Source organism: Streptomyces sp. NPDC007863, from assembly GCF_040633895.1.
Classification (GTDB): domain Bacteria; phylum Actinomycetota; class Actinomycetes; order Streptomycetales; family Streptomycetaceae; genus Streptomyces.
Map to the genome: position 1 here is coordinate 1 of NZ_JBEYEI010000020.1, position 14,568 is coordinate 14,568.

Annotated in this window: 5 protein-coding genes and 1 pseudogene; 2 read left to right on the forward strand and 4 right to left on the reverse strand. The window is 64.3% G+C overall.

Features of this window, described 5'->3' with window-relative positions:
- The first annotated feature begins 185 nt into the window (after nucleotides 1–185).
- Nucleotides 186–935 carry a transposase family protein gene (locus ABZ621_RS28135; RefSeq protein ID WP_360609227.1) on the forward strand — a complete coding sequence of 250 codons (750 nt, stop codon included), beginning with the start codon at nucleotides 186–188 and terminating at the stop codon, nucleotides 933–935.
- Here the strand turns inward: ABZ621_RS28135 and ABZ621_RS28140 are convergent.
- The 3 genes and pseudogenes from ABZ621_RS28140 to ABZ621_RS28150 form a co-directional block, all read right to left on the reverse strand.
- On the reverse strand, nucleotides 926–1,081 hold the full coding sequence (locus ABZ621_RS28140) for a hypothetical protein (RefSeq protein ID WP_360609228.1): 156 nt from the start codon (nucleotides 1,079–1,081) through the stop codon (nucleotides 926–928). The two genes, ABZ621_RS28135 and ABZ621_RS28140, sit on opposite strands and share 10 nt — an antisense overlap.
- Before the next feature lie 957 nt (nucleotides 1,082–2,038).
- Nucleotides 2,039–2,560, reverse strand: coding sequence for an SMI1/KNR4 family protein (locus tag ABZ621_RS28145; RefSeq protein ID WP_360609229.1), 522 nt, complete (start codon nucleotides 2,558–2,560; stop codon nucleotides 2,039–2,041).
- A 13-nt stretch (nucleotides 2,561–2,573) separates the two neighbouring features.
- Nucleotides 2,574–5,083: pseudogene (locus ABZ621_RS28150) on the reverse strand (RHS repeat-associated core domain-containing protein); the annotation flags it as partial.
- Between the two features lie 99 nt (nucleotides 5,084–5,182).
- Here ABZ621_RS28150 and ABZ621_RS28155 point away from each other — a divergent pair.
- Nucleotides 5,183–5,611: a DUF5959 family protein gene (locus ABZ621_RS28155; protein ID WP_360609230.1), complete on the forward strand. Its 429-nt coding sequence runs from the start codon at nucleotides 5,183–5,185 to the stop codon at nucleotides 5,609–5,611.
- 922 nt (nucleotides 5,612–6,533) lie between these two features.
- On the opposite strand, the gene ABZ621_RS28160 is transcribed toward ABZ621_RS28155, so the two are convergent.
- The gene (locus ABZ621_RS28160; protein WP_360609404.1) at nucleotides 6,534–14,234 is read right to left on the reverse strand and encodes a DNRLRE domain-containing protein; all 7,701 of its coding nucleotides are present in this window, start codon (nucleotides 14,232–14,234) and stop codon (nucleotides 6,534–6,536) included.
- Nucleotides 14,235–14,568 lie beyond the last annotated feature (334 nt).

Genomic DNA, 14,568 nt, shown 5'->3' on the forward strand with positions numbered 1-14,568 from the left:
CGCGGCCTCACCGACGAAGACTTCACCATCCTCGATCAATGGCTACGGGCCACTTGCGGCCCCCCACGTTGATCCACAGAAATTGACAATTGCTCGCCGAGTCAGGCTGAGGACCGCAACGCACAAGGCTCCCGTGCCGTTGAGGGAGGTGTTCGAAGTCTCAACCCATCGGCACAGGAGCCCTGTTGGTTCCCCATCCTGCCGCACTCGACCTGCCGCACGCCCTGGTCGAGTGGGTATCCATGCTCATCGTCACCCGTGAGTGTGACCGCCGCTGCAAGCTCCCGCCCCACCAGCGAGCCCTCGTCGGCCTGGTCTACCTCCGCCGCCACGACACGCTCGCGCAGATCGCCGCCGGCTTCGGCATATCCGTCGGCACCGCCCACGCCTACGCCAAAGTAGTCGTCCAGCACCTGTCCGGCCGGGCACCCGGACTGCTGCGGGTTCTGCGTGAGACCGGCCCGGACTACGTCCTGCTCGACGGGACCCTCGCCGAGCGCGACCGCGTCGGCGACAGCCGGGCCGACTTCTCCCAGAAGCACCGCCGTCACGGCGTGAACGTGCAGGTCATCGCCGATCCCACCGGCAAACTGCTGTGGATCTCGCCCGCGCTGCCCGGCCGCACCCACGACCTGACCGCGGCCCGCACCCACCGCATCATCCGGATCTGCGAACGCCAGGGCGTCCCCGTCCTCGCCGACCGCGCCTACATCGGCGCCGGCCCCTGGGTAACCACACCCATCAGACGGCTCCCGAACCGGGACCTCACCACAACCCAGCAGACGATCAACCGGGCCCTGTCAGCGGCTCGAGCACCGGTCGAACGCAGCATCGCAAGGCTGAAGTCCTGGCGAATCCTCCGCCGGGCCCGCTGCAGTCCCAACCGCATGACCGCGATCGCCGCAGCCATCCTCACCCTGGAGCGTCAACGCTGAAAATGCTCAGTGATCCCCTCGCCTTCCAGGCCACCGCCGCGCACCAGCCCTCCCACGGCGCCCAGCACCAGGATCAGCCTCAGAGGAACCAGCACCGATGAGGCGATTCTCAGTCCGCGGCCCGCGCTTCGCTGCTGCGTCGACACCCTCCTTGCCTCCCGTCAGTCGCTGTGAGCCCCGGGGCCCGGCTGGAACGTCGGGTCGAGGTCATACCGGGCGATGCCGAACGGTTGGAAATCCTTGTCTGCCAGGACTCTGTAGAGAAATTCCGACGTCGACATGTCGTATGCGCACCACTCGCCGGCTTCGCCCCGCGCGAGGACAGGGTATGTACCGGGCTGCTGCGCGTCGACAAGCCAGCAGTACTCAGTTCCCCATTCTGTCGAGGCCCATTTGATGTACCCCTTGCCGCCAGGCGTGTACTCCTGGTACTGGCCACTTTCCGCAGGAAGGGGAGGAAGAGGCGCTTGCCGCGGCAGGAGAAAATTGAAATAAACCCCCTCGCCCTGCCGTAAAAAGCGACGGAGTCACAGAAGGTTCCCCCGCCGAAACTTTCACACAGTTGCTTGAAATCCACCGGCAGAGGAATGCGAAGCTCCTCCTCTACCGCTGCCCAGTCGACGGCGTGCGCCGACGGCTCCCGGTCGGTGAATTCGAGAATGCGCTGCACCCACATGTAAAGACCTTTCCCGGAAGGGCAGGATGCAGGCGGACATCAGGATCGACGTCCGCCTGCACCTCCGCTGACCCGGCTGCCCGTCCTGGTTCCCCAGCTCCGCGCTAAATCCGTACCGGAATGAAACAGTGCCGGTGCCGCTGCATAAGGGGGCCGCCTTGCGGAGAACGGTGCAGCCGTCACTGGCGTACCGCTTTGCCTGGCGCTCGAAGTGGCGGTTGACGGACACCTGCCGGACCCGGCCTCGGGTGTAGATGTTAGCGGACCTGGAGCAAGCGGGCAGGCTCTCCGGTCATTCTCCGTCGCCGCCCAGGATGCCAGAAAACAGGTCGGGTCAAAGCATTTCGACCCTCGCCCGTTCCTGGCATCCTCAGAAATTACAGGAGCCCCGCCACAAAATGGCGGGGCTCCATACTTCTCGCCGAAATCAGGGAAGGAACCTGTACGACGGTCCGTCAGGGGCGTGGTCGCGCGAGCACAATGTCACGTCTCTGCCCTTGAGGTAGGCCAGCAGCCACTCGCCGAACGTCATTTCGTAGAGCGTCCACGAAGGGCTGTCCATCTCCTGGACCACCACGCGCCAGGGCGACCCGGAGTTATCGGGAACGCGAAGGAAGACCGACTCACCCGTCCTGGCCGACGCCACTGGCATCAGTTCGCCGGGTTGCGACCCCACTGGGCTCGGCAGAAACTCTGCCATGTCCTCTTCGCGCCACATTTCGAGGTCCCCGTCGATCAGCGTCCCGAGGTCGTGCAGGAGATGACGGGCGGGATGCTTCAGGTACAACTGCTCGTTGACCAGGACCGAACCGTATGCGTCGACGATCTCACGGAAGTCCGCCGGGAACTCGATGCCGAGTTCCTGCTCCAGTTCGATCCAGGGCGCCGGATCCGACCAATTGAACCGAGGTTCGCCCAACAGGGCCCGTATGTCGGTGAGTGTTGCCACGATCCTGACCCTTCTAACACCCGGTATTGCTGCTGCGCGGGGTGTTCTCCGCCGTGCACGAGTAGTGGTTGACTATGTTCCCACCGGGGCCGTACGTGGTCATCCCCAGCTGAATGGTCGTGGGGACGGCGGAATGCGGATCCCCATAGACGGGAACGACCGAAATGATCAACTGGTTGTTGCCGGTCAGGTGCGTCCAGCCGTAACGCTCCATCTTGGAGGCCATCCTCCGATTGGCCCGACCGTACATGGCCACGAGGTTCTTGACGTCCTTGCCAGTGCCCTTGCCCCAGTAACCTATCAGGTGGCCTGCCTCGGCCTCACCGCCCGAAGCCTCGATCTGGTCCATGCCCTCCGGGCTCACGGACGGGTTGCATTCAGGGCACTTGGGCAGGCCGCCCGCCCCGGTGCGGGACCTGCGGTCGGCCTTGGTGAGGAAGGCCGTGGCGCCGGTCGCGCGACAGGCCTTCTTCCCGGAGTGATCCGTGAACTGCTCGAGACCGTGATACATGCGCCCGCCATCGAACGCGGGAAGCGGGTCGCACTTGGGGTCATTGGTGTCGGTGACCCGTGGCGCAGGCCTGGGTGCCGGGTTCGGCGAGGGCTGCGGAGTCGGACCGGGGCGCGGGGAGCTGGAGGAGTCGGAGGAGCTGGAGGAGTCCGCGGACGGCCTCAGCATGTCCCCGACGGCCTGCCCCGCGTCCTGCAGACGCTGGTTGCCGTCCGGAGTCGCCGCGTAGGCGGCCGTGCCGAACAGTGCCGCGTACCCGTAGTAGGCGAGCGGAATGCCGAACCAGACCAGGTGGCCGTCCAGTTCGACGCCGCTGACCGGGTTGCCGCCGGTGAAGGCGTAGCGGTTGCTGGTGTAGGGGTCCGCGCCAAGGCTCATGTCGGCGAGGGCGCCGTTGTACATGTCCCGGGTGGTGAAACGGTTGAGGCCCGGACTGTAGTCTCGGAAGCCCATGTCGTAAGTGCCGGACTGGGCGTCCCAGCGCTTCGCGTTGTAGCGGTAGGGGTTGTACTCCTCCTTGTCCGGCTGGGATGCCTCGGGCTTGTCGATGCCGGTGAACTCGGTGGCGTCGTTGTTGCCGTAGGCCGTGTAGCCGTAGGTGGCCTTGGTGTCGCCGTTCTCGTCGGTCAGGGTCTCGACGTCGGTGTGGCTGTTGTAGCCGTAGTAGCCGTCCTCGGACGTCCCGTCGGTGTTGTGCTTGACCTGCGACAGGCGCTCGCCCCACGGGCTGTACTGGAACGACTTGGTCAGCGCGCCGGCGACCTTCTCGTCGAGCACCTCACCGGACAGGCCCAGGTACTCGAAGTCGGTGGTCTTGCCGCCCGCGGTCTTCGACGCGGTGCGGTCCAGCGGGTCGAAGGTGTACGTCGTCGACTTCATCGCGCCGCCGGAGTCCGCCTTCTGGGACTCCACGACGTGGTCGAAGCCGTCGTAGACGCTCCGCTCGATGACCTTGCCGCCGGCGATGACCGACTGCTGGCGGCCGAACGGGTCGTAGGAGTACGTGGCGGTGGCGCCCGCCGTCGTCGAGGTCAGCAGCCTGTTGCGGTCGTAGCCGAACGTGGTGCTGGTCCCCTTGACCGTCTGGCTGACGACGTTGGCGTTGTCGTCGTGGACGTACGTCTCCGTGCCGGCGCCGTTGCCCGTCTTGACGGACTTGGCGAGCCGGGTCGTAGCCGAAGTCGGTCGTGGAGTCGAGGTACGCCGCCTTGTTGTCGGCGTTCATCTTCTTCGCGACGTCCTGGGCCTTGTTGCCGTTGGCGTCGTAGGCGTAGGTGTGCGACGCCACGAGGGTGCCGTTGGGCTTCTTCTCCGCCGTCGACTTCAGTGCGGCGTCCAGGTAGTAGGTGTAGTCGACGGTGTTGCCATTGGCCTTGGTCTCCTGCAGCTTCTGGCCGCGGCCGGTGTATGTGTACGAGGTGACCTTGGGGTCGGCGTCCGTGGGGGACTTGCCGACGGACACCGTCTTCACCTTCTCGCGGAGGTCGTAGGTGTAGCGGGAGAACTGGCTCGGGTGGCTGACCGTCTCCGACTGCCCGTTGGCGTCGTAGGTGTAGGTCGTGGCCTTCTTCTCCGCGCCCGCCAGCGACTCCGTCACCTTCTGGACCTGGTTGAGGCCGGTGTAGGTGATGGCATAGCCGTCGATCTTCGCCCCGGACGATGTGTCGTCGATCGACGTCAGATTGCCGTTGACGTCGTAGGCGTAGGTGAAGGTCCGCTTCTCGGTGTCGGTCTCCGCGGAGTTGTCGCGCACCAGCTTGACCGCGTCGGCGACGACGACACCGGCGCTGTCCTGGTCCAGCTTCAGCTTGGTGTCCTCACCCTGCTTGAGGGCGTAGGTGCCGAGGCTGACCCAGGTGCCGGCGCCGGAGGTCTGGTCCTTGGTGACCGCCGGCTCGATGGTCGTACCGTGCGAGAGCGTGTACTTGGCGGCGGTGGCCGCGCCGGTCACCGCCGGGCACTTCACGCGCGGTGTAATTGCCGCCCTTGGGGATGTCGAGCGTCCAGGTGAAGGGTTATCTCTGACGCCAAGATCACTGGGAGCACCCCTTAGCTCGCCGACGAGTCGTACGGTAGCGTTCCCACGTACAGCTAGTTGATTGGGAGTTGACGTGCAAGAGCAAGGGTATGTCGACCTGGTTCGCCTGGCCGGAATGTATGGAAATAGCGTGGTAGTCCGTGTAAATGGTCGGGACACCAAGGGAGATCCGCAGGTACTCGTCGGCGAGATCGCCGTTGACACAAAATTCACCAAGGGGACGCTGCCGACATGGATCTTCCCTGAGGACCTCACCGCATGGAGGACGGCTCTGGACGAGCTGGCGCGGATCGGGAGTGCCTCATGGAGAAAGGGACAGAAGGCAGCCGAGCTGCAAATCAAGGTAATTGACCGAGATGAGGATGAAGATCGCGTTCGAGTCTCAGTGGTCGATCGCTCCATGTCTCAGTCGACGGTCCAGGTACTACTGGATTTGACCGACGGCTGGATTGACGAGCAGCGTTCTCGACTTGACGAGGTCCAGAAGCTTTGGCCCGTATAGCAGAGGTAAGAGTAATGTTCGCTTTTCGTCTCAATTTTTCCGAATTGGCGACTCGAAAGCCCTAGCGGCGAGGGCCGCCTACCTCGGCTGAGACAGAGGCGGTTCAGCACGAATGTGGCGAGACGACTCAACCTCGGCTGAATTTCGGTGGCGCAGCGCTCGTGGATGGATCTCGAGATTCAGATCACAGGAGCAGCGCGACTCTCGGCCGAGGCTGGGCAGACTATTGCCCGAGTTGCGATCGGACGGCGTGGCCAATGCACGCTCATCATGTGCGGCGCATGTCTGTCGGCAGGTCGGAGCAGGGCCGTCGATCTTCAACTGCGTCGCATCGGCCGGAGAAGCCAAAGCGATTTGGCAGCCCCGAAGCGGCCCAGGTTGCCTATCACCGGTGGTCGCCACAGCATCCCCCGGCCATCGAAAGTGCCGTGTCCGCCCATTTAAACTCCTGGAAACCACTGGCCGACCACCTGCAAGCATATTCCGAATTTATGTCAATGCTGCGCAGTTAACCACAGAGCCCTCAATGAGCTCAATACTGCCGCCCATCCGCGCCGCAATCAGGATTCGGGATTCAGGGTTCTAGTGCTGGTCGAACAGACGGCAGCTGTCTCCCTCTGCGGCTTCCGTGAAGGCTACGCCGCATCGACAGATGAGCACCTCAAAGACACTACTTCAGTGGGAGTCAACCAAGGTCGAACTCCACAAGCGACGACGGTACGACTGAGCTGGCATTTCCTGTTCAGTCCAATGGATTCCACTCTCGTCGTAGACGGCGGAGATCCTTGCCATGACATCCGAACGATTTTACTCTGTCGCGAAGCAATGGCCGGCTTGAATGAATGCAATAAATCTCACCCGGATATGGAAGCGCCCCGCCCCTCGTCACTAAAGAGAGGAGGCAGGGCACTCGACTTATCCGTTACCTGGGGTAGATCTGGCTGGGTACCAACCTGGAGAACGAAGGGCTACTGGAACTGGCGACGTACATATGCACCCCCACTGGGAGTCCCGAGTCAGGATTGTATACCGGTATAGACTGGTAGTACACTTTCTCATTTGCATTGAGGCGGCGCCTGATTTCCTGCTCGACCGATCGCATCCCTGTCTGGTTTGCATACAGTGACATCGGGACGATGTTCTTCCGTCGAGAGCTGCCGCCGAACTCACGCGCGATCAGATGGGACCTGTCCCACTGTTCGTTTGCCCCCTGGAGATTCCAGCCCTGCGGCGTCTGCGGATCTCGGGAATCCTTCTCCTCCGCATCGGCCGGGTTGAGGCAGGCAAAACCTCCTGTGGCGCGCTCCATGATGTCGGGGGAGCTGTTCCAGATAGCGCTCGCGGTGTCACGGCTGTTCAGGCAGTCCCTCCCCTTGTCCTCGGCACCGTCCACATACATGCGCTGTGGCGTCTGCCACGCCTCCGCTTCGGCACCGCCCATGAGGACACGCAGAAGCAAGCTCACCGCCGCGCCAGGGACCGATCCTCCTCCGACCCTCGGAGGAGCCCCCGCACCCCCGCCTTCGACGGGAAGAGGGTGGCGCTGATTTGCCGGAACCAGGTCCGTCGCCATCAGTGAGATGTTGTCCATCGAGTACTGGAACGCCTTTTCGCACCTGGTGTCGCACAGGTTCACATTGCTGGGAGGCGCAAGGAACATGGAGGATCCACTGCCACCCCCGCACACGTCCCTGATTCCCTCCGCACACGGAAGGTGGCCGTCCATCTCGATGAAGCTTGTCGGATTACCGCCGGCGAAGGCGTAGCGGTTGCCGGTGAAGGGGTCTGCACCGAGGTTCATGTCAGCCAGAGCGCCGTTGTACATGTCTCGGGTCGTGAAGCGGTTCAGCTCCGGGCTGTAGTCGCGGAAGCCCATGTCATAGGTGCCGGACCGGGAGTCCCAGCGCTTGGCGTTGTAGCGGTATGGGTTGTACGCCTCCTTGGTGGGGTCGGCTGTGTCGGGCTTGTCGATGCCTGTGAACTCCGAGGAGTCGTCGGAGCCATAGGCTGTGTAGCCGTAAGTTGCTTTCGAGTCACCGTTCTTGTCAGTGACCGTCTCAACGTCGGTGTGGCTGTTGTAGCCGTAGAATCCGTCTTCGGTCGTGCCGTCGCCGTTGTGCGTGACCTGCGACAGCCTCTCGCCCCATGCGCTGTACTGGTACGACTTGGTCAGCTTGCCCGCGACCTCCTCGTTCAGGACCTCGTTGGAAAGGCCGAGATACGTGAAGTCGGTGGTCTTGCCGTCTGCGGTCTTCGACGACGTCCGGTCGAGCGGGTCGAAGGTGAACGTCGTCGCCTTCATCGCGCCGCCGACGTCCTTGCGCTGCGACTCCACCACATGGTCGAAGCCGTCGTAGATCTGCCGCTCGATGATCTGGCCGCCGGAGGTCACCGACTCCTGACGTCCGAACGGGTCGTAGTTGTACGAGGAGGAGACGCCGCCGGTCGCAACGCTCTGCAGGCGGTTGCGGTCGTAGACATACGTCGTCGTCACACCCTTGACCGTCTGGTTGATGACGTTGGCGTTGTCGTCGTGGGTGTACGTCTCGGTACCCGCGCCTGTACCCGTCTTGACCGACTCGGCGAGCCGCCCGACCGGGTCGTAGGTGTAATCGGTGGTGGAGTCGAGGTACGCCGCGTGGTTGTCGGCGTTCATCTTCTTCGCCACGTCCTGCGCCTTGTTGCCATTGGCGTCATAGGTGTAGGTGTGCGAGGAGACGAGTGTGCCGTTCGGCTTCTTCTCCGTTAGGGACTTGACCACACCATTCAAGTAGTACGTGTGGTCGACCGCGTTGCCGTTCGCCTTCGTCTCCTTGAGCTTCTGGCCGCGGTCGGTGTACGTGTACGACGACTCCTTCGGCGACGGGTCGGTGGGCGACTTGCCTACCGAGACCGATGTGACCAGGTTCCGGAGGTCGTAGGTGTAACGGGAGAACTGGTCGGGGTGCATGACCGTGTCCGGCTTGCCGTTCACGTCGTACGTGTAGGCCGTGGACTTCTTCTCCTGGCCGGCGAGCGCCTCGGTCACCTTCTGGACCTGGTTGAGACCCGTGTAGGTAATCGTGTAGGCGTCGACCTTCGTTCCCGACGAGGTGTCGTCGATCGACGTCATGTTGCCGTTGACGTCGTAGGCGTACGCGAAGGAGTGCTTCTCACTGTCGGTCTCACCGGTGGTGTCGCGTACCAGCTTGACGCCGTCGGCGACGACGACGCCAACGCCATTCTGCTCCAGCTTGAGCTTGGCCGTGTTGCCTTGCGTGAAGGCGTACGTGCCCAGCGGCACCCAGGTGCCGGCGGCCGCATTCTGGTCCTTGGTCACCGAAGCTGTGCCGGAGGCATGGGTCACGGTGTACTTCGCGGTGGTTGCCGCTCCCGTGACCTGCGGGAACTTCGCGTAGGCCGTGTAGGTTCCGTCCCTGGGGATGTTCAGGGTCCAAGTGAAGGCATCCGTGCCCGTGCCAGCGACATGGACCTGGTGGTCGTAACCCTGCTGGCCCGAGGCGTTCCCCTTCGTCCAGGTGCCCGTGGCGCTTGTGTGCTGAGTGTCGGAGTTGTCGACGACAACCACCGCGCTGCCGACCGGAACACCGTCGTCCGTCTTCGACTTGAGCTTGCCGTCCGGGTAGTACGACCAGCCCATGGTGCGGGACGTGGAGGCGTCGGCCGAGGCGAGCGTACGGGCCGTCTGCTGGCCAAGCTCGTTGTAGTCGAAAGTGGTGACGATGTCCCACGGGTCGGTGGACTTCTTCACCCAGCCATTGTCGAAGTACTCGACGACCGACTCGTTGCGGACCGTCTGGCCCTCGGACGGCGGCAGCGAGCTCTTCGACACACGGCCCACGGCGTCGTACACCGTCTGGGTGTAGACGTTAGGGTCGTTGTACCGGACGTCCGCTGGGTCGTACGGCTGGTACTGCTTGACGGGCCGGTTCAGCGCGTCGTAGTCGGTACGCGAGACGAAGTCGTCGGCGGCGACGGTATTCACACCGCGCGGGCTGATCACCTTGGTGGTGTTGCCGACCTCGTCGTACTCGAATCGGCTGGTACGGAACGTGGTTCCCTCGTAGGGGACTCGGACCTCCTTCTGCTTGCCCCGCTCGTCGTACACGACGTACGTGCTGCTGTTCGTCTGGTCCTTGGACTCGACGACCAGAGAGTCCTTGTCGTACGTGCGGGTCGTGGACTTGCCTGCCGCATCCGTGACAGTGACGACCCTGTGGTTCAGGTCGTAGGTCATCTTCGACGTGAAGTCGGTCGTATCCGGCGTCTGACTCTTCTTCGGGTCGGAGATCGTCGTCACGTTGCCGACGTTGTCGTACGTGTACGAGATCTTGTCCCCGCGCGAGTTCACCGCGCTGGTCAACTGGTAAATCTCGTCGTAGTTCTGCGTGGTGACGTAGTCGGTGACATCCGTGGTGGTCAAGGAGCCCTTGGGTTCCGTGCTCGTCCTGACGTTGCCCACCCGGTCGTAGCTGAACAGAGTCTTCCGCTCGGCGGAGGTAGCCGTGTCCTTTGGGGCCGTGGCCGCGGTGACCTGGTCGGCCGCGTCGTAGACCGCCGTGGACACCGCGCCGTTCGGCGAGGTCGACCTCGTCACGTTGTCGTTGGCGTCGTACTCGGGAGCGGGTGAGGTGATCCGCTCCCCTTTCGCCTGATCCTTCGGTACGGTGCCGACCAGGGGGCGCCCATAGACGTCGTAGGTCTGAGTGGCCTTGTTACCCAACGCATCCACGGCTTCGAGAACCTGCCCGCGCTCTCCGTACACGTATGTCGTCGAGTTGTCGAGGGCGTCGGTGATCGTAGCCGGGTAGCCAGTGGGCCCGAATTCACTGTTGGTGGTCGGGTTGCCGTTGGCGTCGGTTGTTTTGGTGAGCTGACCGTAGGAGTCGTACTCGTACGTCGTGGTGTAGTCGTCGGGAACCGAGGTGGTCGAGACGCCCTTGGGGTCGGTGACCGTCTTCAGGTTGCCGAAGGAGTCATAGCCGAACTGCCAGGTGCGCCCTTCGACGGATGTCTTTCGGAACAGATCGGCCGAGAAGCCGTCGACACGGGTCTGGTACTCGAACTTCTGCGCATTCGCCGGGTAGACGCCCGGAGCGCAGTCGGCCGGAGCGGGGATGCCCGCCTTGTTGTTCTCGGCGTTGCGCTGCCACAGCGGGTAGCCGGTCTTCTGATCGTAGCAGTAGACCGTCTTCGCGCCGTTGTCCTCCTCCAGATACGTGACGTTGTTGTCCGCGTCCCAGGACATCTTGGTGGCCTGGGACTTGGCGTTGAGTATCTGGACCGGCCTGCCGAAGTCGTCGAGAACCGATGTCGAGGAATGCGACTCGGCGTCGGTGACCTTGGTGTCCGTGAACTTAGTGTTCGCGGTGTTCACCGCGTACGTGAAGCCCGTGGCGCCACCGAGACGGTCGGTGATCGTCTTAGTCCACCAGTGGTACTTCGGGTCGTCGCCGGCCTGCGGCGCGTAGTACGCCAGCTGGGTGGCGTTGCCGCGCGGGTCGGTCGCCTTGACCAGCTTGACGTTCTTGTTCCCCTGCGTGGCGTCGTAGGTGAACGTGAAGTTCTTGGGCTGGCTGGAGTCGGCGCCGTCGGTGATCTGTCCGAGCAGGCCTTTGTCAGTGTAATAGAAGGCGATCCTACGGCCGGAGATGTCCGTCATGGACTTCACGTGGTCGTAGATCTTGGAGTTGGTCAGGTTCGAGCCCGTGACCTTCACGCCCAGGTCGTTGATGTACTCGTAGGACGCGTCACCCTTCTTGAAGTAGTCGACGGTGAGCGTCTGCCTGCCGGCCGGGTCCGTGACATAGGTCAGGAACTTCGTCGGCTTGTTGTTGGACTTGCGCTCCTCGTAAGTGAACCTCTGGGTGTTGCCGTTCTTGTCCACCGTCGAGGTCATGTAGCCGTCGCAGCCGAACAGGAAGCGGGTGCCGTCCGGGCGCGTGAGCGTCCAGGCGTCGGGGACCGGGTCCTTGGTCGGCTTGCAGTCCAGGCCCGCCTTCATCGTGACCTTGTAGTGAACGCCCGCCGGGGCCTTCCACGTCCCGTCCGCCTGCTTGCGGAAGACGTGCGTGGTGCCGTCGCCGTCCGGGAGGCGGATCTCCGTCGGGTTCGGGTTCGGGTGGAAGTCCAGCGGAGCGCCGAGCCGGATGGGCCCGGCGGCCTGGATCGACCAGCCGTGGCCGGCGACCGTGTCCGAGGTGTCCTGGCTGTTGTATGCGAACCGGACGAAGGTGCTCAGGCCCCGGCCGGGGTTGCTGAAGGCGTTGTACTGCCAGACGCTGTTGCCCGAGGCCAGGTTGTTCATGACCGTGGAGCCGGCGCCGGTGTTCTTGCCGGTGTAGCTGTAGAACTTCTCCAGGCCGAGGCTGTTGGAGGTGGGGTCCTCGACCGCGACGTTCTGCTTCAGCGACGGGATGCCGCCGGTGCCGGCAGAGAGCCAGCTGCCGTCGGCGATCTTGCGGACGTCCCAGCCGAGCACGTACTCGTTGCGCTTGTTGCCGTTGTCGGAGTTGATCGGCGTCTTGACCTGCGCCTGGATCGTCGCCGACTTGCCCGGCAGCAGGGCTGGGATCGCGGTGGAGAGCTGGTTGCCACCGGTGGTCACGTCCGTGCCGTCGGGGAGCTTCCAGGTGTAGGACAGCTCGCGCTCACCGGCGGCCCACGCCGTGGTGGTGGTGTTGGTGACCGTGAACTCGACCGTGTACTGCGAGTTCGGGGTCATCCGGGCCGGGGTGGTCGGCGCGTAGTACGTGTCCTCGGTGGTCGAGTCGACGTAGATGACCTGCATGTACGGGCGCAGCTGCGGGTCGGACGCCTCGGACGACAGGAACAGGGTGCGTTCCTGCGGTCCGGTGGTGGTCTCGTCCTTCAGCTTGACCACGACGCCCTTGTTGTTGGCGGGGGTCTTGACCCAGGACTGCATGAGTCCGGTGGCGTCCCACCAGTGGCGGCCGACCTCGTCGGTGATCTGCGGGACGGTGTCGGAGACGGTGGCGGAGAAGTCACCACCGGCGGTGGTCCACGGAGTGGTGGAGTTGGCGTTGTTCCACGTGGCCTGGGTCTCGGTGAAGTCCCGCGTCAGCGCGTGGAGTTCGTAGATCGCGCCGTTGGTGGTGCTGGTGGTCTCCGCACCCCACATGTACATCTTGTTCTCCAGCACCGTGGCGGTGGTGGGGATGGACGTGGTGGGGAACTTCAGGGCGGCACGGGTCTTGCCGTAGGTGCCGGAGTTGTTGCCGACGCTCAGCCAGGTCTGTGCCTTGCCGGAGACCAGGCCGTCGTGGTTGACGGTCGGCTGCTGCGAGGAGAGCGTGGTGTCGACCTGGCCCGCCTGGATGATCCTCATCGTCCGGCCGGCCTTGGGGATGCCCACGATGCGGGTCGGCGAGCCGAGGAGCTGCCCGTTCTTGGTCTTGACCGCGAGCTGGTAGTAGTACGACTTGCCGATCTCGCTGGAGGAGGAGTCCGGGGTCGGTACCGCCGTGGTGTCCGTGTAGGCGGTGGTGCTCGTCGGGATGGGGGCGATCAGCGTCGCGGCGGACGGAGTGAAGACCTGCTGCGTGGAGCGGTGCAGCTGGTACTCCACCATGTCCAGTCCCGTGTCACCGCTGCCGTTGGCGTACGCCGGCCACGAGAGCTCCGGGCCGGTGGAGTGGACCACCGTCGGCGAGTTCAGCGACGTGCCGACAGCGCCGTAGGTCACCGTCAGGCGCGGGTAGGTGGACGTCTCGCCGCCGTAGGCGTTGCCGTCGGCGGCCTCGTAGCGCGGGCCGCCGATCGGGGCGGTGCCGGACTCGTCCTTGGCCTTGAGCACGAAGCCGTGGTTGACGGCTGTGCCGGAGACCCACTTCTGGACCGTGTCGGCGACGGGGAAGTCGTGCCACTTGTTGTAGTCCCAGGCGGCCTTGGTGATCTCGGCGGGGTTCACCAGCCGCACCGAGTCGGCCAGGGTGCGGGTCGTGGCCGAGCCGGTGTCACCGAGGGTGATCTTGCCGGCGTTCCCCTTGGCGAAGCTCAGCTCCGCCGCGTCCAGGGTCTTCCAGACGCCGCCGGTGCCGGTCTGGTTGACCGTGTAGTTCTTGGTGCCGCCGTTGTGGACGACCGTGTACGGGGCGGCCGTGGCCGCGTCCGACGCCGCCGGGTAGTGCACGTCCACCCGGTAGGTGTCGGTCTCCGGGACCCTCGGCTGCCAGGCGTACGACTCGCCCGTGAGCGCGTTCTTGTTGAAGGCGTAGTCGTCGTTGGTCGCCGCACCGCCGGTCGTGGTGCCGCGCGGCCACTCGCCGACCGCCGCCGTGCCGGCGTCGCCGTCGTCCAGCTGGACGGTGGTGCCGGACAGCTCGCCCACTAGGGCGCTGGTGTTGGACCAGGTCGCGGGCGTGACGCCCGCCTCGCTCCAAGCGCCGGTGGCCCGGTGTGCTTCGAGGGCAACCGTGTTGCCGTTGGTGGTGTGCGACTGGTCGTAGTACAGGCTCAGCCGGGCCGCGTCGACCTTCACTCCGGCCGGGATCTCGTTCAGCGGGAACTTGATCAGGGAGCGGGCGATGCCGGTGTCGGTCTTGCCGACCGACAGCTTCCAGGTGCTGTTGAAGTTCACCCCGGGCTGGTCCGACAGGACCATCGTGTCCTCGGAGTCCGAGGCGATCGGCGTGATCGTGATCGTCGGGTCGATGACGACCGGGTACTGCCGCTCCTTGGCCGCGAGCCACTTCGCGTCCGGCGTGACGGTCAGCTTCCAGCCCTTGCCGTCCGTGTCACGGCTCAGCTTCTGGGTGACCGCGGTGCTGTACGTGCCGCCGGTGACCGACTGCGGGTCCTTCTTGGCGTCCGTCATGTACGGAGCCGGGATCACCATGACCGGAGTACCCGGAGCCTCGCCGAAGAAGGCGATCGAGCCGTCCTTGCGGGTCTTCGGTGTCAGGCCGCCCTCCGTGTCCAGCGTGAAGGTGAACGAC

Coding starts and splice junctions, on each gene's coding strand:
- ABZ621_RS28160 (WP_360609404.1), bottom strand. CDS start 14,234: ATGGTCCTGTCGGACCAGCCCGGGGTGAACTTCAACAGCACCTGGAAG.